The organism is Ruegeria sp. CDSC002 (assembly GCF_059610905.1).
This window is the reverse complement of record NZ_JBXWOM010000008.1, coordinates 194,650-217,589: the sequence shown is the minus strand read 5'-3', so window position 1 is coordinate 217,589 and position 22,940 is coordinate 194,650. Positions and strand designations below refer to the sequence as shown.

The 22,940-nt window shown below is 54.4% G+C and carries 18 protein-coding genes and 1 pseudogene; 11 read left to right on the top strand and 8 right to left on the bottom strand.

The window, feature by feature from the left end; genetic code table 11:
- Nucleotides 1-241: 241 nt before the first annotated feature.
- On the bottom strand, nt 242-1,177 hold the full coding sequence (locus tag AC2FJE_RS16485; RefSeq protein WP_108862480.1) for a LysR substrate-binding domain-containing protein: 936 nt from the start codon (nt 1,175-1,177) through the stop codon (nt 242-244).
- A 237-nt stretch (nt 1,178-1,414) separates the two neighbouring features.
- Here AC2FJE_RS16485 and AC2FJE_RS16480 point away from each other — a divergent pair, with 237 nt between their 5' ends.
- The 6 genes from AC2FJE_RS16480 (at nt 1,415) to AC2FJE_RS16455 (ending at nt 8,788) form a co-directional block, all read left to right on the top strand.
- On the top strand, nt 1,415-2,368 hold the full coding sequence (locus tag AC2FJE_RS16480) for an ABC transporter substrate-binding protein (protein WP_058277107.1): 954 nt from the start codon (nt 1,415-1,417) through the stop codon (nt 2,366-2,368).
- An 82-nt stretch (nt 2,369-2,450) separates the two neighbouring features.
- On the top strand, nt 2,451-3,479 hold the full coding sequence (locus AC2FJE_RS16475; protein WP_058277106.1) for a quaternary amine ABC transporter ATP-binding protein: 1,029 nt from the start codon (nt 2,451-2,453) through the stop codon (nt 3,477-3,479).
- Nucleotides 3,479-5,461, top strand: a complete 1,983-nt coding sequence (locus AC2FJE_RS16470) for an ABC transporter permease (RefSeq protein WP_496756907.1) — start codon at nt 3,479-3,481, stop codon at nt 5,459-5,461. The genes AC2FJE_RS16475 and AC2FJE_RS16470 overlap by 1 nt, the downstream gene beginning before the upstream one ends.
- A 1-nt stretch (nt 5,462) precedes the next feature.
- Nucleotides 5,463-5,834 carry a cupin domain-containing protein gene (locus tag AC2FJE_RS16465; RefSeq protein WP_496725128.1) on the top strand — a complete coding sequence of 124 codons (372 nt, stop codon included), beginning with the start codon at nt 5,463-5,465 and terminating at the stop codon, nt 5,832-5,834.
- Nucleotides 5,831-8,230: a trimethylamine N-oxide demethylase gene (locus AC2FJE_RS16460; RefSeq protein ID WP_496756904.1), complete on the top strand. Its 2,400-nt coding sequence runs from the start codon at nt 5,831-5,833 to the stop codon at nt 8,228-8,230. Before AC2FJE_RS16465 ends, AC2FJE_RS16460 begins: the two co-directional genes overlap by 4 nt.
- 63 nt (nt 8,231-8,293) lie before the next feature.
- Entirely contained in the window at nt 8,294-8,788 is a 495-nt protein-coding gene (locus AC2FJE_RS16455) for a hypothetical protein (protein WP_496756902.1), read from the top strand.
- A gap of 357 nt (nt 8,789-9,145) precedes the next feature.
- On the opposite strand, the pseudogene AC2FJE_RS16450 reads toward AC2FJE_RS16455, so the two are convergent.
- Nucleotides 9,146-9,267: pseudogene (locus tag AC2FJE_RS16450) on the bottom strand (IS6 family transposase); the annotation flags it as partial.
- Between the two features lie 184 nt (nt 9,268-9,451).
- On the opposite strand from AC2FJE_RS16450, the gene AC2FJE_RS16445 reads away from it, so the two are divergent.
- Nucleotides 9,452-9,670 (top strand): hypothetical protein, encoded by a 219-nt coding sequence (locus AC2FJE_RS16445; protein WP_496756900.1) that lies wholly within the window; start codon nt 9,452-9,454, stop codon nt 9,668-9,670.
- 406 nt (nt 9,671-10,076) lie between these two features.
- A complete protein-coding gene (locus AC2FJE_RS16440; protein WP_496761165.1) occupies nt 10,077-11,729 on the top strand; it encodes an NAD-dependent malic enzyme in 1,653 nt (550 codons plus the stop codon).
- Nucleotides 11,730-11,828: 99 nt separating this feature from the next.
- On the opposite strand, the gene AC2FJE_RS16435 is transcribed toward AC2FJE_RS16440, so the two are convergent.
- Both AC2FJE_RS16435 and AC2FJE_RS16430 read right to left on the bottom strand, forming a co-directional pair.
- Nucleotides 11,829-13,016, bottom strand: a complete 1,188-nt coding sequence (locus AC2FJE_RS16435) for a YbfB/YjiJ family MFS transporter (protein WP_496756895.1) — start codon at nt 13,014-13,016, stop codon at nt 11,829-11,831.
- A 247-nt stretch (nt 13,017-13,263) separates the two neighbouring features.
- On the bottom strand, nt 13,264-14,823 hold the full coding sequence (locus tag AC2FJE_RS16430; protein ID WP_496761164.1) for a class I adenylate-forming enzyme family protein: 1,560 nt from the start codon (nt 14,821-14,823) through the stop codon (nt 13,264-13,266).
- 435 nt (nt 14,824-15,258) lie between these two features.
- Here AC2FJE_RS16430 and AC2FJE_RS16425 point away from each other — a divergent pair, with 435 nt between their 5' ends.
- The 3 genes from AC2FJE_RS16425 to AC2FJE_RS16415 all read left to right on the top strand — a co-directional run bounded on the left by AC2FJE_RS16425 (nt 15,259) and on the right by AC2FJE_RS16415 (nt 18,827).
- Nucleotides 15,259-16,950 (top strand): thiamine pyrophosphate-binding protein, encoded by a 1,692-nt coding sequence (locus AC2FJE_RS16425; RefSeq protein ID WP_496756886.1) that lies wholly within the window; start codon nt 15,259-15,261, stop codon nt 16,948-16,950.
- A 99-nt stretch (nt 16,951-17,049) separates the two neighbouring features.
- Nucleotides 17,050-17,904: a DUF4396 domain-containing protein gene (locus AC2FJE_RS16420; protein ID WP_496707499.1), complete on the top strand. Its 855-nt coding sequence runs from the start codon at nt 17,050-17,052 to the stop codon at nt 17,902-17,904.
- 275 nt (nt 17,905-18,179) lie between these two features.
- The gene (locus tag AC2FJE_RS16415; protein ID WP_496756884.1) at nt 18,180-18,827 is read left to right on the top strand and encodes a glycine-rich domain-containing protein; all 648 of its coding nucleotides are present in this window, start codon (nt 18,180-18,182) and stop codon (nt 18,825-18,827) included.
- Between the two features lie 235 nt (nt 18,828-19,062).
- On the opposite strand, the gene AC2FJE_RS16410 is transcribed toward AC2FJE_RS16415, so the two are convergent.
- From AC2FJE_RS16410 to AC2FJE_RS16395, 4 genes are all read right to left on the bottom strand, one after another.
- Nucleotides 19,063-20,079, bottom strand: a complete 1,017-nt coding sequence (locus tag AC2FJE_RS16410; protein WP_496761163.1) for a D-cysteine desulfhydrase family protein — start codon at nt 20,077-20,079, stop codon at nt 19,063-19,065.
- Nucleotides 20,080-20,095: 16 nt separating this feature from the next.
- On the bottom strand, nt 20,096-20,800 hold the full coding sequence (locus AC2FJE_RS16405; protein WP_496761169.1) for a TSUP family transporter: 705 nt from the start codon (nt 20,798-20,800) through the stop codon (nt 20,096-20,098).
- 126 nt (nt 20,801-20,926) lie between these two features.
- Nucleotides 20,927-21,670, bottom strand: coding sequence for an aspartate/glutamate racemase family protein (locus AC2FJE_RS16400; RefSeq protein WP_496761162.1), 744 nt, complete (start codon nt 21,668-21,670; stop codon nt 20,927-20,929).
- Between the two features lie 28 nt (nt 21,671-21,698).
- Nucleotides 21,699-22,937: an NAD(P)/FAD-dependent oxidoreductase gene (locus AC2FJE_RS16395; protein ID WP_496756873.1), complete on the bottom strand. Its 1,239-nt coding sequence runs from the start codon at nt 22,935-22,937 to the stop codon at nt 21,699-21,701.
- Nucleotides 22,938-22,940: the final 3 nt, after the last annotated feature.

Genomic DNA, 22,940 nt, shown 5'->3' with positions numbered 1-22,940 from the left:
CCTGAATAGGCTTCTTCTGCGCCTCGCGCGCAATTTCAATGTCCGATTTATAGCTCATTGGGCAAAACCCCCGGTTGGAAAAGTCTGACAACGTCTTGGCCGGATCGGTTGCGCACCAACCCAGATTCGTCCATTTTTCTTTAAGGTAAATAATTATTCCCGTGGGTCAATACGTGAGTTGTAGTGGTCAAACAGCCCGTTGCCAAACTCACCATCAATGCCCAGCCACCAACAACCCAATTCAGGCGTATCTTTTCCGACCTTCACTAAGACCCAGCAGCCAATCTTCGACTATCAACTGCTCTGGAAAAGCACTGTTGAAAGGCCTTTTCAGCAGGTAATATCCTGACTCCGTTCGCACCGATGCGCCCTGGACTGGCCTGACCAAAGCGCCGCTTTCAAGCAATGGGTCAACAAGATGGGCCCATCCCAACGCAATGCCCAATCCATCAACCGCTGCCTGTACTGACAATGGGTAAGTGTTGAACGCGACTGCCTGTTCCATTGATGATGTTGATACACCATTGCCGCTGAACCACGCACGCCACGTCATCCATTCTGCATGCGCGCTGGTGACCTCAATAAGGTCAAGTTCCGGTAACGCAGAAAGATCCGCGGCATTGGGATTACTTTTGAGGTACTCGGGGCTGCAAACCGGAAAAACGGTTTCTCCGAACAGAAGCTTTGCCTCGTACCCCGGCCAGTCGCCATCCCCCCGCAGAATTGTCAGGTCCATAGAATCTGACAGGCATTCTGCGTCACTGTCAGAAGACACTAAAGAGATACGTATTCGGCCATTGGATTTGTTGAACTTGCGAAGTTGCGGCATCAGCCAAAGAGACGCAACAGAATTGGTCGCCGAGATCGAAACCGTATTTGCCTGATGCTTGGCCAGCATGTCTCGGCTGACATCCCGCATCAGGTCCAGTGATTTTTCCACGGTCGCCAATAGGATGGCACCCTGTTGAGTAAGGGAAACAGAACGATGACCCCTTACGAATAAGGGCACGTCATAGTGCTGTTCCAGCAAGCGTACTTTGCGGCTGATTGCGGTCTCTGAGATGTTCAGCACCTTGCTGGCTTGCGCAAAACTCTGTGCCTTGGCAGCGGCTTCAAATGCCAACAAATAGTCTAGCGGCGGCAAGACTTTCCCGGTGACTGGCGCTTTTTTTGGCATTTGGGGGCCTTTTCCCGAGCTGGACGACGGCGCGATCAAAAACATTTGCCCGCATCTGGCAACATTCGATCAGGCAACTGTCTGTTAAGATAGCAAAAAGTCGGATTAGCCTCAAGAAATTATGGTCAAAGCCCCTCAAATTTCTGTTCTGCACATTAGACGATCTTAGGCAGAATGCATGAATTCGGGGCCGGAAGAGTCCTCAACTCAAAAATGAATGTCACTCAGGGAGCAAACATGAAACTTACAAACCTACTTTCTGCTGCAACCTTGGCAGCAGTAGCGGGAACTGGCGCGGCTGCCGAAGACAGCAGCGACCCGATCGTAATCCCCATTCACAACTGGTCCAGCCAGATCGTGATGTCGAACGTTGTAGGCCTGATCTTCGAAGAGATGGGCAACAACGTAGAATATGTCACCACCGACAGTCAGGCCGTCTATGAATCGGTACGTTTGGGCGATGTCGCGCTGGAGATGGAAGTCTGGGAAGGTGCCTTTGGTGCATCCTACCGCGCGGCACTGGAAAAAGGTGGTCTGCATGATGCGGGCGATCATGATGCGGTCACGCGCGAGGATTGGTGGTATCCGATGTGGACCAAGGAATCCTGCCCGGGCCTGCCTGACTGGCAGGCACTGAACGACTGTGCGCACCTGTTCGCCACAGCCGAAACCGGTGACAAGGGCCGTTATCTGGATGGGCCGGTCGACTGGTTGAAGCATGGTAAAGAACGCGCCGAAGCACTGGATCTGAACTTTACGGTGATCAATGCGGGTTCAGCCGCAGCCCTTTGGGCTGAGATTGGCGCGGCAGAGGCAGACAAAACGCCGGTTTTGGTCTTTAACTGGACGCCAAACTTCGCCGAAGCTGTTTGGCCAGGTGAGTTCGTTGAATTCCCGGCATGGGAAGATGGGTGCGACAAGGATCCAGCCAAGGGTCCCAACCCGGAAGCGCTGTATGATTGTGGCAACCCTGCCGAGGGTTACCTGAAAAAGGCGGCTTGGGATGGCATGAAAGACAAGTGGCCGGCCGCGTATTGCGCCCTGACCGAGATTTCTTTCACCAACCCGCAGATTGCTGAGATGGCGAAGCTGGTCGACACTGATGAGCTTGAGCCGGAAGAGGCAGCCGAAGAATGGCTGGACGCCAACCGCGCCGTCATTGATCCTTGGATCAGTGCCTGCAGTACATAATCCGGTTGCATCCACCGAAACTGGCGCGGCCTTGAACATCTCAGCGATGCAAGGCCGCGCTCAACACGAAAGAAAGGCAGCCATGTCCGCCTCAGCGCCTGTCATCTCAGCCAAAAACGTCTGGAAACTGTTTGGGCCCTCGCCAGAGAGCTATCTGAAATCTCTGGCCGCTGGCCGCAGTTTCGATGAGATCCGCGCGGATGGGTACATCGCCGGTGTCAAGGACGTCTCGATTGAGGTCGCTCGTGGCGAGATGCTGGTCATTATGGGCCTGTCAGGATCAGGCAAGTCCACGCTAGTGCGGTGTTTTTCACGCCTACACGATATTACAGGCGGAACGATTGAAGTTGACGGTCAGGACATCATGAGCCTGACTGAACGCGAGCTGATTGAGCTGCGCCGCAACAAGATGGGGATGGTGTTCCAATCCTTCGGTCTGTTGCCACATCGCACGGTATTGGACAACGTCGCCTTCCCGTTGGAAATGCGCGGGCAAGATCGCTACGACCGGCGCGAACGCGCACTGGAGGTCATCAAATTGGTGGGCCTTGAAGGTCGGGAAGAATATTTCCCGCGTGAACTCAGCGGCGGTCAACAGCAAAGGGTCGGTATCGCCCGATCACTGGCGATTGAGCCGGATATCTGGTTTCTGGATGAGCCCTTCTCGGCGCTGGATCCGTTGATCCGCCGTGAAATGCAGGATGAATTCCTCCGTCTGCAAGAAATGCTGGGCAAAACCATCGTCTTCATCACGCATGACTTCGATGAGGCGCTGCGTCTGGCCGATCGGATTGCCATCATGCGCAACGGCGCGGTCGAACAGTGTGACACCCCCGATCAGATCGTGATGAACCCTGCCACCGAGTATGTGGCCAAATTTACCGAAGATGTCGACAAGGCCCGGGTCGTACATGCGAAGGGGCTTGCAAAGCCTGTGAATGGTCATGCTTTGGAGGGCGCGCCGATCAATGGCGGCTCGACTATTCACGAATTGGCGCGGGTACTGGTAAATGACAAGCGCATCCTATTGCCGGTCGCGAATGACAAAGGCGTTGTCACCGGGGTTCTGGAACGTGACACCGCGTTGAATGTTCTGCTTGGGGCGGAATGATGGCGACGCTGTCCACCGACATATCGGACACAAGGGACGGCCCGTGGGGGCAAACCAAAGTCCTAACCGCGCTGCTGGTCACCGCTCTTGCACTGATCCTGGCTAAGGCAATTGGCATTCTGCCCGAGTGGCTGAATCGCATTCCGGAGGCTGCAATCCCGCCAACGGCACAGGTTTTGGACGCGATTTTCAACTTCATTCAAAACGATCTCGGTTTGATCTATGTCACCCGCTTTATTGCAGAAGGCCCGCTAGAGTTTCTGCTGGATACCTCGGCGAACCTATTGGAGGGCAAGCGTCGCTGGCCCTATCTGGGCCCGATCCCATGGTCCGCGATTGCCGCTGTGGCAGCCGTCGTCGGCTATGCCGTTGGTGGATGGCGGTTGGCTGCCTTGGGCGCGGGCACCTTCATCTGGACCGCGGCAATCGGACAGTGGAAAATCGCCATGCAGACGATGTCCGTCATCGTGGTTGCGGCACCATTGGCTTTCTTGCTGGGTCTGGTACTAGGCATCGCAGCCTGGAAATACGGCTGGTTCGAACGGTTGCTGAAACCCATCCTGTCCGTACTGCAAACCCTGCCGTTCTTTACGTATCTCTTGCCAGCAGTGATCTTCTTTAAGGTTGGACCGACAGCTGGGGCCGTCGCAACAATTACCTTTGCCATCCCACCGATGATCCTGATGACCACTCTGGGCCTGAAAAAGGTCAGCCCCGAAGTGATCGAAGCAGGCCAGATGTCTGGCTGCACACGCTGGCAGATGTTGCGCCACGTCTACGTTCCAGCCGCGCGGATCGAGGTACTGGTCGGCGTCAATCAGGTGATCATGCTGTGTCTTGCGATGGTTGTTCTGACCGCCTTTATCGGAATGCCCGGTCTTGGCGCGAAACTGCTGGCGATGATGGGTAGTTTCAAACTGGGCCGTTCTTTCGAGATTGGCGTAACCATCGTCCTTCTGGCTGTCACGTTGGATCGGATGTCAAAGGCCTGGGTCGTCAAGCAGCCGGTGCACTTCGAACGCGGGACACCGTGGTGGAAACGGCACCAGATTTCGCTGGTCGCGCTGGGTCTGTTTGTTGGATTTACTCTGCTGGCACAGGTGTTCCCGATCCTGGCTGAAGTTGGTCGCAAGCAGCATCTCAGCCAGGGCAAGGAAATCGACGTGGTGATCAAGTCATTCCTGGCCATAGACGCGATCAAGGGCACAACCGAATGGCTGCGCTGGTTCCTAAACGTCAAAGTTTTGATCCCGTTCCGGAATACGCTACTCGCCATTCCGACTCCTGCTTTTATCCTGCTGGTTGTATCCTTTGCGTATTGGGTCGGTGGCCGAAAGCCCGGCATCTACGCCGCGATCTTCTTTACGATTGTCGCCTTCTCGGGCTGGTGGGATCGGTCGGTCATCACGCTTTATACTGTGATTTCAGCAGTCGCGCTGGCGACTATGATCGGTATCCCCTTGGGCGTTGTTGCAGCGCGGTCCAACCGCTGGTCCAAAAGCATCCTGCTGGCCTGCGACACCGCGCAAACCTTCCCAAGCTTCATCTACCTGATCCCCGCGATCATGCTGTTTGGGGTCAATGATGTGGCAGTTGTGTTCTCAATCCTGATCTTCGCCGCCGTGCCGCTGATCCGGTACACGATTATTGGACTCAGTAATGTACCGCCGGAAATGACCGAGGCGGCAGACATGTCCGGCTCGACCCGTCGGCAAAAGCTGATGTCGGTGCAATTTCCGCTGGCACTGCCGACAATGGCGGTCGGGTTTAATCAGGCGATCATGTTCGCCTTTTTTATGGTTATCATTGCCGCCTTCATCGGCACGCAGGATCTGGGGCAGGAGCTGCAGCGAACACTGGCGGGCACCGAACTGGGCAAGAACTTTGTGCTGGGTCTGAACGTGTCCCTGATGGCGCTGACCTTTGACATGGCGATCAGCAGTTGGGCTGAAAAACGCAAAAAACGGTTGGGGCTTGATTGAGATGGCACAGCATCAAATCCCACGCACCGTTACCCGTTTCGACGATCCCGGATTTGTCCGGATGCGTATGGAAGGCCGACCCGACGAGCAAGTCTGGTGGAAGAATGTCAGCTTTGATGAGGGAACCGGGCAAGGTAGCTATCTGATGAAGATGGCAGCGGGCACACGTTCAAGCCCGCATATCCACCATGGGCCAGAAGAGTTCTTCATCCTCGAAGGCGATCTGACAGATCACGATGGATTTTGCTATCGCAGCGGCGACTTTGTCAGCCTCGGCGCTGGGTCCAGCCACTATTCGCGAACCGAGGCGGGATGCCTATTGGTTGTCACCCACCGCGGTGCAACCGAGATCATTCAGGAAGATGCACTATGAATGTGAAGCCGGTATTCGAAGTTCCGTTCGAACGCAGCGGAGTTCTGGCCCCCGGCCTTCCGATCCTGCCACATGGAACGGAACGCCACCCGGTCCCCGGAATGGGGTCGCGCGCTGTTCCGGTTTCCAAAGGTGATACGATAACCTTGTTGGACCGCGACGGGATGCAACAGGCCGAGATGGTCTTCTTCGCCCCTGACCGAAGTTCTGATGCGGCCATGCTGGGTGCTTTGGGACATGGACGTCCGGAGGGATTGATTGCGACGCTGGCCAATGGATCGCCGTCTGGCAAGAAAGTGCTGCGCGCTCTGGAAGTTGCCGGATTTGACATCGGAAAAGGTGACGCGATCCGGGCGTTTACCGACGGGTCGCGCCCCGGTGACATGGTGCATTTCGTCGCCGAATGTGAGGGCCTTCTGATCGTGGCTGCACCCGGCAAGGCGATGCGCCCCGAAGATAACAACCCTCCCACGGATATCATCCTGTACATTCAGCGCTCTGCACCCGGTTTGGAAAAACCCGATGTGGGACCACCCGAACCGCTGGCCGATCCGCTCAGGGACTTCAATATTCAGCCGGGCAATGCCCACTCGTACGAGGTCAGGGCCGGTGAGTTCATTCAGATTGTCGATGTTCGCGGGCGTGAGTGCTCGGATTTTCAGGCCTTCAGCCGACGGGCACTGGATCAGGGGATCGAACGCGAGATTGATCCCACAACAACGCGTAGCCTGATGGGCAGCTTGTATCCAAAACCGGGGATTTTTTCGAAGTATTGGTCAGTAGATCAGGAACCGCTGATAGAGATCGTTCAGGATACGTGCGGACGCCATGACACGTTTGGCCTTGCCTGTACGGCGCGGTATTATGAAGATCTCGGTTACCCTGGCCACGTGAATTGCTCGGACAATATCAATAAAGACTTGGATCAGTATGGCATCAAACCACGTGGTGGTTGGCCTGCAATCAACTTCTTTTTCAACACGATGCTGGACGACACCAACGCCATTGGCATGGACGACCCCTGGTCGCGCCCCGGTGACTTCGTCTTGTTGCGCGCGCTGACCGATCTGGTCTGCGTCAGCACCGGCTGTCCCTGCGACATTGATCCAGCAAATGGCTGGAATCCAACCGATATTCAGGTGCGAACCTACAAGGCGACCGAGGATTTCAAAAGATCCTACGGCTATAGAAAATCTGCGGAGGCGGATGTGGAAGAAACCAAGAAAACTGCATTTCACGACTGCTTTGCACGGCACACCCGTGATTTCGTCGAATATAACGGCTATTGGCTGCCCGACACGATGACCAATCACGGCGCGATTGCCGAATACTGGGCCTGCCGCGACAAGGTTGCGGTTATGGACCTCAGCCCTTTGCGGAAATACGAAGTTGTCGGACCCGATGCAGAAGAGCTGTTGCAGCTTTGCGTAACCCGCAACATGAAAAAGCTAAGCGTTGGTCAGGTCGTGTATACCGCGATGTGCTATGAACACGGCGGTATGATCGACGATGGTACGGTTTATCGATTGGGTGAAACAAACTTTCGCTGGATTGGCGGGAATGACACGAGCGGATTGTGGCTGCAGGAACAGGCCCTCAAACGCAATATGAATGTCTGGGTGCGCAATTCAACTGATCAATTGCACAACATTGCGGTTCAAGGGCGGTACAGTCGCGACATCCTTTCCAAGATCTTTTGGACACCGCCTCAGCAACCGACGATCGAAGAACTGCCATGGTTCCGGCTTACCGTGGCTCGGGTTGGTGATGTGCAGGGGACATCTGTCGTAATTTCTCGGACCGGGTATTCAGGTGAGCTGGGATATGAAATCTTCTGCCATCCCAAAGATGCCGTCGAGATCTTTGATCGCGTCTGGGAGGTTGGCCAGGAATATGGCATAGCTCCGCTTGGACTTGCGGCACTGGATATGGTGCGGATCGAAGGTGGCTTGATCTTTGCCGGGTCCGAATTCGACGATCAAACCGATCCCTTCGAGGCTGGCATCGGCTTCACCGTTCCACTGAAGTCAAAGCCCGACGATTTTATCGGGCGGACAGCGATTGAAGAACGCAAGACCCATCCTCATCGCAAACTGGTCGGTTTCGAGATTGAGGGCGGCACGGTCCCCTCGCCCGGCGATTGTGTGCGTTTAGGAAAGGCGCAGGTTGGAGAGATTACCAGCGCGATGAAATCACCCGTTCTGGGCAAGGTTATTGCGTTAGGCCGGGTTTCGGTCACTCATGCCGTCGTCGGAGCTGACATTGAAATCGGGCAACTGGACGGCCAACAAAAGCGTCTGAAAGCCAAAATAGTGCCTTTCCCTCATTTTGACCCGACAAAGGAACGCGTAAAGGGCAACTATTCAATTGTTGATGTTCCTGATGCAGCAGAATGACGACTCCTTAACAAAACTGTTGGTCACAGAGAGTCTCCCGTCAGGGTGCATCGTATGCGAAGAATGACCTTCGCAAAACTGCGCGACAGCAAGAGTTTTGTCTGCCCCGCTCCAGCATCCGATATCGAACCTCGCAATAGCGTCTCGTTGTGTTTTTGGCTTTCACTTTTAACGGTTATACTCGTTCATCCGACCATTGGACTGGCTGCCGGATGCGCACGAATCTCTGCACTTGAGAGCTTTAATGACACCGGGGTTGCGCCATTTGGGTCGGTATGTCTGGCATTCGATGGTTTAGGTAATTCCCGCGGCGTTTCGTGCTATTGGGAATTTCAGTTTAGAAGCGATGAGGCCGCAAGCTACTTTGACGACACATGGGCTGAAATAACCCATTGTCGAGACGGTACTCCTGCTCCAAACGATCCGCATGTCAATCATCCCGACAGCTATAAGCTTAGAGAATTGGACGCCGGAATCCGTGTCTATCGGGTTGCCATTAAAGACAAGAGCCAAGAGGAGCGCACACTGGTTTTCCTGAGCGTCGAGCACAACAACTGAGACGACTGTTTGACGTCATTTCCATTGGGATCGTTGAAAACTGCGTTTGCTACAACCAACTTGAATGTGAAAAGGGTTCTGTCCGGCGTCAGGAACCGTGATCTTTAATGACTTTGTCGCAAACTTTTTACCTTCTAACTGAGGTGAGGCCATCGTGTAAAAGGCGTTACGGATATAGACGGAAGCTAGCCGCGGCAATCTCATTCAAAGGTGCGCATTTTCCAAAAGAAGTGATCCTGCAAGCGGTGTTCCTCCACCTCCGGCACTCAGTTTCGGCTACCCGATCCTGATTGATGTGGTCAGGCGGAAATCCATGAATAGCATCATTGAGCAAGATCACCCTTTCATCAAACGGCTCACCATCTCAATTGGCATCGGACAACCGAAGCTCTTCAGCATTTGTTGGTAGCCTTGAGGCTCGCAATGTTGGCACCGTTTTTGTCGATCACAATCTTCTTCGGCAACGCATTGGTCTCCAACATTTGTCTCTCTCGGTTTGATGACTTTTTCTGGCCAGTTCTCAGCCCTTCTTCCTGTGCCTCATCGCTATGTTTTTTTGGCCGGCGTCTTTGGTTTCACTCTGACGGCAAAAGTTCAGGCGTGGACTTGGGCTGGCCTGGCTTATGATCCAAGCGGCCTGTCAGAAGGGGCAGCGCAATTGCCGTGCTGGGATTTGGTGAGACCAAAAATATTCCACCCTGGTTGACCTGGCTCAGTATAGTATTTGGTGTTGAACAGACCATCGAAACCATCTCGAATTTCGGGCATTCCGGGTTCAATGCATCGGGTGAAAAAATGAATGTCTATCTTGGTTGTTTGCTCGGATTTATCTTGGTGGGCGGGGTCATTAGCTGGTCAATGCAACGGTTGGAAAAAGCGTAAAGGTTAGCATCTTCCGTGCGAATTGATTGTGGGTGTCCATCGTTCCGCGGTGTCGAGTGCGGGCACAATGGAAGCGGTAGACCGATTAACATTTTCGTATTTGGGACACGGCTCTTTTGACTATCCCTAGCTCCAGAGACTGGCAGTACTCCGAACTGCTTGCGACCTATCTGTTGGATGAGATTCCCGGCCAAAATCCGCTTCGGGGAATCTGCAATGCAGCGTGAGCAACTGAGACGAATGGCGGTTCTGGGCCGCGAATTACTCGGGCACGCCATCGCGCGCGAGTGTGTTGGCTCAATCCGAAAAGTTCCAGTCGCAAGCTCGTTGCATTTTTTGTCGTATAATGCTGACCTTACCAGACAGATGCGTGCAACCTGTGCGTGCCGATCCGAAAGGGCATCCTATGGCCAATACTGATCCTGCAAATTTGCACTTTGTGGCAAACCCGCTCCTGAACAAAGGTACTGCCTTTTCTCTAAACGAACGAGAAAAGTTTGGATTGTTGGGTCTTCTTCCACCACACATCGAAACGCTCGAAACCCAGGTTGACCGCGTCTATGCCGCCTTTGAACGTGAAGAGACGTCGCTGGATAAGCATGTCTATCTGCGTGGCCTGCAGGATGACAACGAAGTTCTGTTTTACGCTCTATTGGTGCGACATCTAACAGAGATGATGCCGATAATTTACACACCCGTCGTGGGTGACGCATGCAAGAAGTTCAGTGAGATCTACGATCACCCACGCGGATTGATCATTTCCTACCCCGAGCGTGACCGGATCGATGACATACTTGAGAATGCCGTCCTACCCTCAGTTGAGGCCATAGTCGTCACCGATGGAGAGCGGATTTTGGGTTTGGGCGATCAAGGCGCGGGCGGCATGGGAATTCCGATCGGAAAGCTCTCGCTTTATACCGCTGCGGGCGGAATAAGCCCGTCTGTAACGCTCCCGGTGGTACTGGACATCGGCACCAACAATAAAGAACGGCTGGAAGATCCCCTCTATATCGGATGGCGGAATGAACGCGTCAGCGGCGATGAGTACTTTGACTTTGTCGATCTTTTTGTACAGGCGGTAAAGCGCAAGTGGCCGGATGTTTTGCTGCAATTCGAGGATTTTGCTCAGCAACATGCGGCACCCCTGCTTGCGCGGTATCGTGATCAGCTCTGTACATTCAATGATGATATTCAGGGCACCGCAGCGGTAACGGCGGGCACTTTGCTGGCTGCCTCAAATGTCACTGGCATACCACTAAAGGACGCTACCATCGCGTTTCTTGGAGCGGGATCAGCGGGAGTGGGTATCGCCGAGCAACTTGTTCAACTCATGGTCCGCCAAGGATTACCCGAGACCGAGGCGCGCGCGCGTATCTACATGGTGGACCGGAATGGGTTGTTAACCGATGCGATGAAAGACCTCCTGCCGTTCCAAACGCAAATCGTCCAATCCCTCACCAAAGTGGAAAGTTGGTCCGATGGTAATATTTCACTGCTGGATGTGATTAATCAGGCCAAACCCAACATATTGGTGGGTGTCAGCGGTCAGGCAGGCTTGTTCTCTGAAGAGATCATTCGGGCGATGGCGGCTCACACAGAACATCCTGTCGTATTGCCGCTGTCGAACCCGACATCGCGAATTGAGGCCGTACCAGCGGATATTATACGCTGGTCAGATGGTCATGCATTGGTTGCCACCGGAAGCCCGTTTGATCCTGTTGTCTACAACGGCAAAACGCATCATGTCGCGCAGTGCAACAACTCCTACATTTTCCCCGGTATGGGGTTGGGCGTGCTGGCGTCAGGCGCGCGCCGCGTCACGGACGGAATGTTCATGGCCGCCGCCGAGGCGCTCGCCACGTTGTCACCTGCGAAGTCCGATCGCACAGCCAGCTTGCTGCCCGATGTGGGGGACATTCGCGAGGTCGGCAAGGCTATCGCATTTGCCGTTGGTCAACAGGCGCAGTTGGATGGGGTTGCGCCTAAATCCTCGGGGAATGACTTGAAAGCGGCAATAGATGCGAAGTTCTGGACCCCGCATTATGAGGAGATTGCCTAAAGCAGGTCAGGTTGGAGTGACCGGAAGGTCTCACATTGCGCATTCAGAACCCACCGCGTCCAAATAGGGAATGAATCAGTATGGTTCTGAATACGACGGCTACGCCGCCTCACGCCTGAGCGGCTTTTGCATCGCAGCACAAAGGGCACCCACCAGCAGGACCGCAGAAGCCACGACGAGGCTATCTCCTATTTCTCCGGTTAAGTCGCCAATGATACCAGCCCCGATTGGTCCCAGTGTCTGTGAAATTGCGAAAACAACTGTAAAAAAGCTTATGGTTGCACCCCAATCCTGCTGATCCACGTTCTGGCGGACAAAGCTGGTGACTGCAGTGGGTGGCATAAAGACCGATAGCCCGAACACCAGTGCCGACAAAATCAATCCATATCCAGATGGAACCAAGATTGGCAGGGCTGATCCAAATGCGACCCCGGTAAGGATTAGCGCCAACGGCGTTCCGGATGGAAAGCGGGCCAAGACCCCGCGCCAAACAAAAGGAGACGCCATAATACTGACCCCAAGAACCATCCATGTTGCGGTGGTCAACAGGACGCTGGAGTGCTGCTCTTTCATCCAGACCGAGATAAAAGTGACGTACACAATGTAACCCAATCCAAACAGCGCATACCCGCCGAGTTCGCCAAGCATTCTGCGCACCGGCGGGATGGAAGGCAGTGCGGCGTCGTGTTCGGTTTCGTTCAATTTTGTGGAAGCCCAAACCGAAAATGGGCAAATGACCAGGGCTGCCAACCCGACCCCGATCCACGCCCAGTCCCAATATTGTGGTCCGAAAACCTCCAACATACTCGGAAGGATCGCGCCACATAATGCGATACCAAATCCACCGCCACCGCCAAAGTATAAGGCGATGGCCAACGCATTCTTTCGGGCGCTGGTTTGGAACAGCGATGCCGCCAGTACGCCGCCGGACACAAAGGAAAGTGCACCAAACAACCCAACCAAAGTACGACAAGCAGTTTGAAACACGAGGCTCTCATCAAACCCGGTTGCCAAAAGGCACAATGCGGTCACCACAGTTCCGCTTGCAAATAATCGCGACGGAGAAAAATGCCGGATCAGTAAAAGCGTTAGAATCGAACCCACTATGTAGCCAATCGAATTGGCCGTATTGAGCCACCCGGATTGAGTGAGGCTCCAACCAAGGCTACTTTTCATTGATGGCAGGATTAGTCCGTATGCAAAGCGACCAAAAGCGTTGGATATGCTGACGCCAAGCGCAAGGCCAAGCAATATGAGCCACGGGTTGGTAGGTTTTGCGGCGGCCATGAACATCCTTCCAGGTTGAACCACACCGTGCCTCAAGGCACCTGACCGTGCAATCCCAACTGTTCGGGCGCGGATACTTTCGGTAGGGCTTGAGCAGCTTAAGAGTGCCTATTTACAACAAGTTGCGGTTCGACTTCCAATGCCGCATTCCGCGCTGAGGGAATGAGATCCTCAGTTCCGTTGCCCATCGTCACCGCTTCTTATCTCAGGTCAGCATTTCGCATCTGCGACCTGATCGTCCACGGTATCACAGTATATGCGCGGCACCGCTTTCTTTCGCCGCCATCCGCTTCAACGCCATCCGGTCCAACTTGCCTCCCATGGTCAGCGGCAATGCACTAACGATCCGAACCACATCCGGCGCCTTGTATCCGATCTGTTTCTGCGCGAAGGCGATGATATCTCCGGGGCGCACCGGTTTCGCCCCTTCGACCAAGCTCACAAACCCCCAAACATCTTCACCGTGCATCTCATCTCGCACCCCAACCACCACTGCCACTGCAACGGCGGGGTGCGCTGTCAGTACATCTTCCACCTCTGCCGGGCTGATGTTCGAGCCGTCATGCACAATGATCTGTTTTTGCCGCCCCCGGAACCAAAAATAGCCATCCTCATCCCGTCGCATCAAATCGCCAGTATCGAGCCAGCCATCCCGAAACGCTGCCGCTGTCGCACCTGGATCGTCCCAATAGCCCGTCATCATAGTCGGGCTCTTGACCCAGTGCCTGCCGTCCACTCCCACGGGCACCTCTACCCCGGCCTCATCGCGAAGCGCCGAGACATAGCCTGGATTGTTCAATCCAATGGAACCGACTTTCTCTACTCCTCCATGGGTGTTCGAATGTGACGTCCCCATTTCCGTCATTCCGTAAAACGCCCCGATCGGCACACCTGCCAACGCACCAAAGGCGTCGACCAGTGTCTGCGAGGGTTTGTCGCCACCTGCCATCATCGTTCTTAATGAAGCAAAGTCTTCGCGCACTGCACCGTGCCCCGTTACCAATGCAGCCAATGGCGCGGGCAATATCTGAGCCACTGTCGGCTTTGTCTGTCGCAGGAGCCCTAGGAGCTCATTGGGCGAAAACTGCCGCACTACGTTCGTTCTGGCACCAGCCCAAAGCCCAGCAAACGTCAGCCGCAACCCGGCAGTATGGGAAATCCAAGACGCCGGAAGCACCACATCCCCGGGTCCCAACCCCAACCCCTGAGCATTGCTTGCCACCATAGCCCCCATGCTGGCATGGCTATGCGTCACGCCCTTCGGCTTGCCCGTGGTCCCTGAAGTAAAAAATATAAACGCCGGGGCGTCCGCCCCAATCGTCGGCAATGTCCCCTCAACCTCACCGTCCATCAGGTCCTTCAAGACGAGCGCCCCGTCCACTTCGCCTGCATAGGATATCAACCCCAAAGGCAGTCGCCCGACGCCTGGCACTGCGGCCACATCCTTGGCGCGCTCGCCATGCACCAACAGCGCCGCCGGCGTCGCCAACCGAAGCGCATGGTCGATATCCGCGGCCGTATAGCGATAGTTGAGCGGCATCGCCACCAAACCGGCCCGCATGCAGGCCAGATAATGGATCACCAACACCGCGCGGTTCGGCATAATCGAAGCTATTCGGTCCCCCGGATTAAGCCCCAGGCTCAGATATCGAAGCGCCAGCCGTGTACAGGCGGTATCCAGCTCCTGCCAGGTCAAAGCCCCGTCCAACGCGTAAAGCGCAATCGCCTTGGGATCCGCCGACAATCCCCGCCGAAAAAGGTTCGTTAAATCCGCGGGAGCGGCCAGCGGTGGCCCGGTTACCGGCATGCTTTTCTCTCCAAATGGACCCGCGTCCGAGGGTGCCCTCAACAATCTTCAGTGGACGCGCAACGAGCGGAAACCAAACACACAATTGGTTGGTCGGTGGATCGAGCATACTGCATTGTTATCCACTTCCAATAGGGAGCGGCAGAAACGCCCACAAAGAGTAAATTTGTCCAATCTGTGGTTCGAGTTGATGTAAAGGCCCATTCAGGCTCAGGATCTTTTCTGTCGATTTTATCGCGCGATGTCATTCGACTGGGTGGCCGCACAGACCGATAGCTGAGTTTTGACGCAGACAGCACCCACTAGTTCAAAACAGATTTCGGCTTCCAGCTTCTCCGTGACAGAGCCAAGCGCAACTCTCTTGGTTTTGCGAATCCGGCTTTCGTGAATAGGATGTGCCAAGTTCTTTTTGATAAATTGTATTGGAGTAATGGCATGGCAACAGAGCGCTGGACTGTCGGATCATATCTGGCGAAGAGACTGCAAGAAGCTGGAATTGCGGATTATTTTGTGGTTCCCGGCGATTACAATTTGGTGCTGCTGGACGAGCTGCTTGGCAATCGGGATCTGCGGATGATCAGTTGCTGCAACGAGCTCAACGCAGGCTACGCAGCAGACGGGTATGCTCGCGCAACCGGGGGGCCGTCAGCGGCTGTCGTCACTTATTCGGTCGGAGGGTTGAGCCTTTTGAATGCCGTCGCAGGCGCCTATGCCGAAGATCTTCCATTGATCGCGATTTCCGGTGGGCCGAACACAAACTCAGAAGCCGAGTGGGAATATCTGCACCACACGCTTGGCGAGGTTGAATACGATTACCAGCGCGAGATGTTCGCCCGCGTCACTGCAGAGGCTGTCACGATTCATCATCCGTCTCTTGCGCCTGTCGCGATCGACAGGGCGATAGACACCGCAATGCTTCGACGCAAACCGGTCTATATCGAAATCGCCTCGAACATTGCAGGTGCACCTACGTCCGCGCCTGTACCGCGTAGTTTCGCCAGGCAGTCCAGCAGTGATCCGAACACATTAGCGACTGCGGTCTCTCAAGTTTCTGAATTCCTGAATACGGCAGAGCGGCCAGTACTTGTCGCGGGAAGCAAAGTGCGCGCGGGTCAGGCCGAACGCCCCTTGCGCAGCCTTGCCGCGGCCTGCGAATACGCCCAGGCATCTATGCCCAACGCCAAGAGCTTTCTGCCTGAGACAAGCGAAGGCTTCATGGGGATTTATTGGGGGCCGGTCAGCACGCCGGGCTGTGGGGAAATTGTCGATGCCGCCGACGGGCTGCTGTTTGTCGGCCCTGTTTTCACCGATTACACTACGACGGGTCATCAGCTTGGTTTTGATCCCGGCAAAGCGGTTATGGTGCATCCAACGTCCATACAGTTGGGTGACACACATTTCAGCAATGTCCGCATGGATGAATTTCTGGATGCGCTAACTGACAAGCTTACGCCGAACAGCAGTGCTGTCGCGGCCTTCGAACGTGTCAGAACCGAACAAAACCCGCCAGCACCCGGTGAAGCCGAAACACCGGTGACGGTTCGCCAACTATTCGCCCGCGTGCAGAAGATGCTGGATAAGGACAGCACGTTGCTCGTGGAGACGGGTGACTCATGGTTCAACGGCATAGAGACCAAACTGCCCGAGGGCACGCGGTTCGAGATGCAGATGCAGTATGGATCCATTGGCTGGTCTGTCGGTGCATCGCTGGGATACGCCTTAGGTAACAGGAAGCGCCGGTTGATCTCATGCATTGGCGACGGTTCGTTCCAACTGACCGCCCAAGAGATTTCGACCATGATCCGGTACGATGCAAAGCCAATTATTTTCCTCATCAACAATGGCGGCTACACGATCGAAGTAGAAATCCACGATGGCCCATATAACACCATCAAGAATTGGGACTACGCCGGTTTGATTGATGTGTTTGGCGCCGGAGAGGGTAACGCCTGGGGATGCAGGGTGAAAACAGAAGGCGAGTTGGACAAGGCCATCAAAACAGCTCTGGATCATGACGGTCTTTGCCTGATCGAAGTTCTGATTGATCGGGACGATTGCAACGTCAACCTGTTGCGGTGGGGTAATCAGGTCGCGCGAAACAACGGTCGGCCCAATCGATGCAGATAGAGAGTTACTCGGGACAATCCGGACAGTTGGTCAATTGACAACACATGACTGGCGCAATCCGATCCGCGGTGTTTTTTCAGCCGAACATAGGGAATTAATATGCTGAATGGTGCGATGCTCGTCTGGTTTCTTTTGACTGGTGTCAGCGTGGGCTTTGTCATTTGGGATTCGATCAGCAACGGCGTTACGAGTTGGGTACAGCGAACCGCTTGGATACTCGTAACGTTATACACCGGTCCGGTCGGCTTGTTCTTCTACTTGCTTGCATGTCGCCGCCCATTCCCGGGAGGTCACGACCAGTATACGCGCGCAACTTGGAAACAAGGTATCAATAGCGAAATGCACTGCGTTGCAGGTGATGCCACGGGCATCATTTTTGCTGCCATCCTCGTCCACTTCCTGGACCTTTCAAACGGGTGGGACATCTTGGTCGAATATGCCTTTGGGTTCGTATCTGGTTTGTTTATCTTCCAGGCGCTGATGATGATGCCAATGTTCGGGAGTTACGGGCAGGCCGTTCGAAAGACGCTCTTTGCAGAAACGGTTTCGATGAACATGGTTATGACCGGAATGATCCCGACGATGGTTCTGCTTACGGCTGCGTGGCCGGGATCCGAGGACCCGCTTACCCCACAATTCTGGTTTCGCATGAGCCTTGCGACTGTTGTCGGTGCGGTTGTCGCCTTTCCAATGAACCGATGGTTGGTGGCGAACCACCTGAAACACGGTTGCATGACACTTCCCGGTGCTGATGGCCCGGCACCAGCACTTGGTCATGTTTCCCACGAAAACAGCGAAATGGCAGGCCAAAACGGGCACCAAATGGCCGGGCATCATCACATGCAGATGAAAAGCCTGCCTATTAGAGAAGCAACCGCTTGGGTTCTTTCAACTTACGTAATCCTTATCGCAGCACTGTGGCTGACATCTAAATTCGTGCTGATCAAATTCTGAACAACTCGGTTGCGAGTTTTTGTTTTCCAGCTTGTCGGCAGAAAAGCGAAATTTCAGCGTCGAGTGACCTCGCAAAAAACCTCAGGAGTCTATTACTTCGCCAAAAGTAGCGCCCGATTTTCAAGGCGCTCAGCCTGAATGTAGAAGGAGGTTTGTTTGGCTCCGAACTCGCCACTGGCCTCAGTGTCGCAAGCTGGTTCCCGCACGTGTCACATATCTGTCATATTCGTGCGCTAGTCCAAAGTTGCAAAAAAGAGAAAACATAGGAGGCTCCGATGACCTCTCTCAATACTCAGCTATGGGAGCTGATTAAGACGCATAAAATGCCTGATGATGCTGCAGGCTCGCCGTTCATTGAACAACTAATGGCCGAAAACCGCATCTCTCGCGATACCGCCAATGTGGCGATCGCCGAATATCAAAAGTTCATGTATCTTTGTGCCACCCGACCAGAACGCAACGTCCCCTCAAAGGCGGTCGATTTGGTTTGGCATTTGCACATGCAACACAGCCGCGACTATTGGGACGTCTTTTGCAAGAAGCTGGGCAAACCAGTACATCACAACCCCGGCGGTCAAGGTCTCCAACATCTGGATGACTACAAATCCACAGTCAAAGCCTATTCGGACTTGTTTGGAACGCCCCCAAAAGGGATTTGGAAGCGGAAAAACAGAGTTGGAACTTTCATAGTGCTGATCTTCTTGCTGGTGTTCATTTGCATCGGCGCCAGTTCCATCGTTCAAAGTGGCGGTTTTTTGTTTGGAGTGCTTTGGCTAAGCGTACCTCTCTTCGTTTTTGTGATCACGCTTAATAGCCTGACCTCCAAAAGTGAGCTGACGCTAATTTTTGAATGCAACGACCCCTTCGCCGACGAGGATTCAGGTGATTGTGGCTCAGGAGATGGCGGTGGTTGCGGCGATTGAATCGCCAAACGTTCAATCTGATTAAATTTGCTCTGCACCGTACTCCAGTCGTAGAACCGAAGCTTCGCCCTCGATCCGTGTACCTCGTAATCGTGATCCTATGATTTTCGGTTAGCCGTTGTAGCACGATGCCACGCAGACACAGATAGCTCATCGCTGGGGTTTCAGGAGTTTGGTTTGGGCACCAAAGATGAAGGCAAGCGAGTTTCTGAAACGTATGAGGACTGCGAACGCTTCAAGTTGGGTTGTCGATCAATTCACTTTGATATCCAAAGAGTGCGGGCAATCCACCCGAATGTAACAATACGATTTTTTCGCCTGGCTTGATCTTCCCGCTTTCGACCAGGTTCAGCAAACCAGCGAACGTTTTCGCAGAATAAACAGGGTCAAGGAAAACCCCTTCCGTCCGTGCCATCTTTTCCAATGCAGCGCGCGTTATTGCATTCACTTTGCCATAACCCGGCGGCAAGGCTTCGTCGAAAACATCGATCTTGTCCTGTAGAAGTCCTGCGTCGATATCCAGCAAGTCCGCAAGCTTCTGCAAAACGGCCTTCATTCGGGCCTGCTGCTTTTCACGATCTCTGCGCACGCAAATCCCAAACACCGAGGCAGTGCTTTCTTCTAACGCCAGACCGGTCAGCAGTCCGCCATGTGTGGCACCGCTACCCGAGGGGACGACGACCGCGTCGAAGTCCGGCATCTGCTGATACAATTCCTGTCCGGCCACGACGTAGCCCAAGGCACCCAAGGGCGGATGGCCCAGCCCCAGATGAATAACGTACGGTTTGTGACCTTTGGCTTTCAATTCTACTGCGCGCGCGTGCAGTGCTGCGTCGGCTCCCGCTTCGTCTTCACCTTCAGGGTAACCCATTTGCTCGGCACCAAGGATTTGTGCCAGCAGCACATTCCCGGACGAATAGTACTCCGCCCCCATGTCAGGGACACGCTCTTCCAACTGAAGCACGGATTGCATGCCCAGCTTGGCTGCCGCAGCGGCCGCAGACCGAACGAAATTGGATTGAACGGCGCCGGTGATCAGTATGGTATCAGCACCCTGCTGACGCGCATCTCCGAGATAAAATTCAAGCTGCCGTGTTTTGTTGCCACCAAAACTAAGCCCAGTCAGATCATCACGTTTCAGCCAAAGGTCGATATCCAGTTCTGCCGACAAGTTGTCCAAACGCTCCAAAGGGGTTGGACCCGACATAAGTTTGGCACGTGGAAACCTGTGCAGATTGTTGTTTCGTGTCATCTTGTGACCTTTAAGGTTAAGCCATTGAAAAAGCCCGATGGAACAGAACGCAGCAGGCAATCAAGGATACCACGCGGATCACTGCGATGACGATCGGCTGTGGCAAATAAGGGCCTGCTGCACGACCAATTATGCTGCCGATCAGAGTGATCGCAACGAACCCTATTAACTGCGGTTCATATGAGATTGCTTGGGTTTCGGACAAATTGTGCGACAAGAAAGCTATGCCGTATGCCACCAACGCTATCGGTTGAACCAGTTTCGCTACTTCTTTGGCGGAACGGCCTTTAGCTATCAAACCGAACACCATAAGAGGGCCCGGTGTCGCTGCCCAAACAGTCGCAAGCCCAGACAGTCCTGTAACGACTGAAAACCCAGCGTTGCCAATGGATCCCCGCAAGGGGAGCAAGGTCGTAATCAACCCGATCAGCAATAGACACGCCGTCAGGGCAAGAACAAATGCTTCGCTCAAAGAGGGATACACAACAAGGCCGACGGCAACTCCAACACAGCAACCAATGACCGCGGTGCGGATTAGTTGATGGTTGTTTTTTAGAACATGCCGGTCCGTCGCTACCACTGATACAAACGTGTTCAGCAAAAGCAAAACGGGAACCGCTGTCGACGTGCCAAGCAAAATCATCATGGGCGGTCCCGCGATGATGCTGAACCCGATACCAACGCCGACTTGCAGCATTGCGCCAAGGCAGATGGCAATCATCAGGATGGACAAGTCAACGGACACTCACAACTCCTAGGGACCAAAGCAATGTCGCAAGGCCTCAGATATCCTGAGTTCCCGGCCAGGGTCCATTCTATTTCTCTTTCATTGACTGTTTTGGCACGGTCAGCGCTGCCACGGCATCATTCCCAAGTATGGCACCCGGGTCGTCACAGCGTGCGCCATTTGCGCCAGTGTGGTCAGGTCAAAGACAGGAAGCTGCAGCTCTTCCTGAAGCCGCGATGCGTAAGGCGGCAGGTCCGTGCATTCCAAAACCAACGACCGAATGTCCGGAGCTTCAAGAACCAGATTACGGGCCGCATCCATGACCTCGGTCTTGATCAGGTCCGTGTCCATCCGGGTCCGCGTGTTCCGCAAGATCACTTCGGCGAATTCTGTTGTATCCTCCAATCCCTTCACGGCCACAGGAACACCTGATGCACCAACACCTTCGAAATGCCGGGGCGTCAATGCGGATGCATCCGCAGTTAGCACGCCCACTGGCGCGTTGGCACCGGTCATTTGAAAGGCCAGCGGCACTTGGATCAGGCTGGAGGCAAAGACAGGCACTGAAACCGCAGCAGCCAATTCTTTTTGAAACAAGGCTAGAAAGCCGCAACTGCCTGTGATGGCTCGCACGCCTTCAGCCTCAAGCCGCTTGGCGCCTTCGATGAACGGTGCCAGTAACTCGGGCGAAGGGTTGTTCAGCAAGGTCGGGACCGTCACACCGTCGATCATCTCATACAGAACCGGAAATGGCAGACTGGAAGGGTTCTTGATATGGCCCGGTGGTTTTGGAAAATAGCTTTCAAGGCACAGTACACCAATTGACGCCCCGCAGATGTTCTGACCACCGTTGTAGATTGGCATAATCATCGGATCCTTCTGATTTGAAACTTTAGAACCGGGCCAGAGAAAACGGGGCCAGATCGATGTTTGGGCTGCGACCGGACACAAGATCGGCCACAAGCTCGCCAGTTTTCGGGGCCATCATCAGCCCATAGTGAGAATGCCCGAACGCGGTATAGAGCCCTTCCCGCCTGTTAACTGGTCCGATGGCCGGCAAACTGTCCGGAAAGGACGGGCGTCGACCCATCCAAAATTGTGCCTCGCCTGTATTGAGGCCTGGGACCATGGCCTTGGCTTGTTCGGTCAGGATTTTTTTCTTGCGAGGATCAGCGGGCGCGTCGACGCTACCAAATTCAGCCGTGCCAGCGACTCTCAGACCGTCCTGCATTGAACTTGCGACCACCTTTGCGTCTACATCCATGACCGAATTGTTCAATTGGGCCGAGGGCTTAGGGAATTCGACGTGGTAACCCCGCTCGGCCACAAGCGGCACAGGCATCCCCAGTGGTTTCAGCAGGTCGGCGGACCACACACCGGCCGCGAGGATGATGCTGGCGGCACGCAACGTGCCCTGCGAGGTTGTAATCTGCCAACCACCATCTTCAGCCGGTGTCAGTTTGGTGACTTCGGATTGTACTATTTCTGCGCCTTGCGAGCGCGCTTTTTCTGCCAGAACTGCCCCCACACGTCCTGGTGAGGTTACGCGCGCCTGACCTTTGATCACGATCGCGGCTTTGAATTCCTCTGACAGTGCAGGTTCCAGGCGACGCAACTCGGCACCATCGACAAGCTCCAGATCGCCTCCTTTTTCCTGGCGGATCAGATATCCAAGCCCGTTCAGATCAGCCTGCTTCCGGTGGCGAAAAGCGTGAATATAGTAGCTGTCAGTGATCAGGTTTTCGTGCCCGGTGCCTTGAAGGTGACGACGATACAGGTCGATGGAAGGGCGGCACAAAAGCTCCATCGCGTCCGAGATTTCGCGCACTGACTTTTCACCGGAGTTTCCCAAGAACCGCAGCCCCCAAGGGATCATTTTTGGCCAGAAACTGGTTCTGACCGAAAGCGCGCTTTTGGGGTCCAGTAGCATCTGGGGCAGAGATTTCCATATGCCCGGCATCGCTTGCGGAATGATTGACCACGGCGACACTACACCTGCGTTCCCGAAAGAAGTTTCCTGACCTGGTTCACCACGGTCAATCAATCGAACCGGAATGCCGCGTTCCTGTAACGACAAAGCGCAACAAATGCCGACGATCCCTGCGCCGATGATGGTCACTTGTTCTGTCATGGT